This window comes from Streptomyces sp. NPDC054794 (genome assembly GCF_053611585.1).
In genome coordinates, this window is record NZ_JBSHAQ010000133.1 from 1 (window position 1) to 2,947 (window position 2,947).

The window sequence follows — 2,947 nt, forward strand, 5'->3', positions numbered from 1 at the left end:
GGTCCTTACCTTGGTCATCGGTTTGGTCCAGCCATTCGTAGGGTTGGGGCATCCGAGGGGCGTGAGGTGTGGCTTTCAGTGGTCTGCCGACCGTGGCTTCCTATGACTGGCCGCCTCGCGCCCCGCGACGACTCGGCCGCTGATACGAAAATCCCCCATCGGTGCTGGTCACAGCAGTTCATGTGGCCTGTACGGGTTGGAGGGTGACCTGGTAGCCGAGGTGGTTGAGCTGGCTGACGAGGCGGCGGGTAGCTCGGGTCTTGCCGGTGCGTTCGAGGAAGTAGTCACCGCCGAGGTCGGCGTACTCCTTGTCGTGGGTGAACATGTGCCAGATCGAGACGATGATCGAGTGCTGCAGGGCGACCAGGGCCCGGCGGCGGCCACGGCGGCCGACCAAGCGCCGGTAGCGGGCGGCGAGATAGGTGTCCTTGGTGCGGCAGGCCGAGATCGCGGCCTGGCCGAGCACCCCCTTCAGCCACGCGTCCCCGGGCCGGGTCCTGCCGGAAGGACTCTTGCCCGCGGACTCGTAGTTGCCCGGACACAGCCCCGCCCACGAGGCGAGATGGCCGGCCGAGGGGAAGCGGGTGATGTCCGCACCGATCTCGGCGAGGATCACTTCGGCGGTGTGCGCGCTCACCCCAGGGACGGTGGCCAGCAGCTCGACCTGCCGCTGGAACGGGCGGACGTGCTCGGCGATCCGGGCGTTGAGACGTCGTTCCATCGCGGTGGCCTCGTCGATCCGGTCCAGCATGGTCCGTGCTAAGAACGCGTGGTGGTCGGTGAAGTAGCCGGTCAGCGCCTCAACCAGGACCTCACGCCGGGTCCTGAGGTTCGGGGCGGCCAGTTCGGCCAGCATCTTCGGATCACGCGTGCCGCCGATCAGCGCCTCAAGCATCCGGCGTCCGGAGACACCGAGGAAGTCGGACACCACCGAGGTGAGTTTGATCCCGCAGTCCTCCAGCAGGTTCTGCAACCGCTGGGCCTCGCGGGCGCGTTCGCGCACCACATCGGTGCGATACCGCGTCAGGTCACGCAGCTGCCTGATCGGCCGCGGCGGCACGAACGAGGGGCGGACCAGGCCGTGTTCGACCAGCTTGGCGATCCACTCGGAGTCCTTCACGTCGGTCTTGCGGCCCGGGACGGCCTTCATATGACGGGCATTGAGCAGCCAGCAGTCCATGTCGTTCTCCAGCAGGTAGAACACCGGCTTCCAGTACGAGCCGGTGGCCTCCATCCCCACCACCGTGACCCCCTCGGCCAGCAGCCAGTCCCGCATCTCCAGCAGCCCCGACGTCAGAGCCGGGAACGTACGGACCTCGCCGCGGCGCCGGGTCCCCTTGCCCCGGCCCGGCACCCGGATACACACCTTCACGTCCGCCTTGCTGATGTCGATCCCGGCGCAGCGTTCATAGACCACGTCCACGGCCGGCTCCTTCCACTCGCCACCCGATCTGGGCGTCCGGCGGGGACCCGAACGGCGAAAGAAGCTGATACGCGTGCTCGAGGCAACACTTCCGAGCGCCTGACAAGCAGGTCCCCAGCGTCCTGCTGATTGACGGGCTCGGACACGCCAAGTGGCCACGACGTCGGCCGGACATGCCCCGATTTTCCCCCACTCGGGGCGAGGACCGCAGGACCTCCGGCTTCCTGATTGGGATTTGCGAACAGATCGCTGTGTAAGGACCTGCCGGCGAGGTCGTCTGCGGACACGACGAGCACGAGCGCCGGAGGGGCAATGGGCCGCATATGGGCCGGGGTGGACATCGGCAAGACGCATCACCACTGCGTGGTGATCGATACAGACGGCAGACACCTGCTGTCCCGCCGGGTGGCCAACGACGAACCCGAGCTGCTCGTCCTGATAGCTGACGTCCTGGACCTCGGCCACGAGACGACCTGGGCCGTGGACGTCACTCACGGTGGTGCCGTCCTGCTGCTGGGGCTCCTGGCCAACCATGGCCAGCCTGTGTTCTACCTGCCAGGACTGGCCGTCAACCGGGCAACAGCCGGCTACCGAGGCCAAGGGAAGACCGACGCACGGGACGCGGCGATCATCGCCGACCAGGCCCGGATGCGCCGCGACCTGGAACCGGTCCGGCCCGACGCGGAAGCCATCGCGGAGCTGAAGATCCTCACCGCCCGGCGGGCCGACCTGGTCGCCGACCGCACCCGCGCCGTCAACCGGCTGCGCGAGCAACTCCTGGGCATCTTTCCCGGCTTGGAACGCGCGCTCGATATGACCAACCGCGGACCGCTGGTCCTGCTGACCGGCTACCAGACCCCGGCCGCCCTGCGCCGCATCGGCGCCAAGCGGCTGGAGACCTGGCTGCGCAACCGCAAGGTCCGAAGCGCGGCCGACCTCGCGGCTGCCGCCGTCGAGGCCGCCGAACGCCAGCACACCGCCCTGCCCGGCGAGACGATGACCGCCCTGATGGTGCACGGCCTGGCGAAGGAGGTGATGGCCCTCAACGAGAAGATCAACGAGATCGACAAACTCATCGAGGGACGGTTTCGCAGCCACGACCAGGCCGAAGTGATCGCCAGCCTGCCCGGAATCGGTCCCCTGCTCGGCGCCGAGTTCCTGGCCGCCACGAGCGCAGACATGACCCGCTTCGGCACCCCGGACCGACTCGCGGGCTTCGCCGGCCTGGCCCCAGCACCCCGTGATTCCGGACGCATCAGCGGCAACCTGCACCGCCCAGCCCGCTACCACCGCGGACTGCAACGGGTCTTCTACACATCCGCGCTGATCAGCATCCGCTGCTGCGAGGAGTCCCGCCGCTTCTACGATCGCAAACGCGCTGAGGGCAAACGGCACGTCCAGGCTGTGCTCGCCCTGGCCCGCCGACGCGTCAACGTCTTGTGGGCCCTGTTGCGCGACGGACGGTGCTACCAACTCACACCACCCGTGAGCGAGGCGGCTTGACAACTTCATTGGGAGTCGTAG

The 2,947-nt window shown here is 68.1% G+C and carries 2 protein-coding genes; one reads left to right on the top strand and one right to left on the bottom strand.

The annotated features are described in order from the left end of the window. Positions 1 to 178: 178 nt before the first annotated feature. Complete coding sequence (locus ACWGKT_RS48350; RefSeq protein WP_453278799.1) at positions 179 to 1,423, bottom strand: IS110 family transposase; 1,245 nt, start codon at positions 1,421 to 1,423, stop codon at positions 179 to 181. A gap of 312 nt (positions 1,424 to 1,735) precedes the next feature. Between ACWGKT_RS48350 and ACWGKT_RS48355 the strand changes: the two genes are divergently transcribed. Further along, positions 1,736 to 2,926, top strand: coding sequence for an IS110 family transposase (locus tag ACWGKT_RS48355; RefSeq protein WP_453278800.1), 1,191 nt, complete (start codon positions 1,736 to 1,738; stop codon positions 2,924 to 2,926). Positions 2,927 to 2,947: the final 21 nt, after the last annotated feature.

Excerpts from the sequence above, each read along its gene's own strand:
- ACWGKT_RS48355 (WP_453278800.1), top strand. The coding sequence starts at position 1,736 with ATGGGCCGCATATGGGCCGGGGTGGACATCGGCAAGACGCATCACCAC.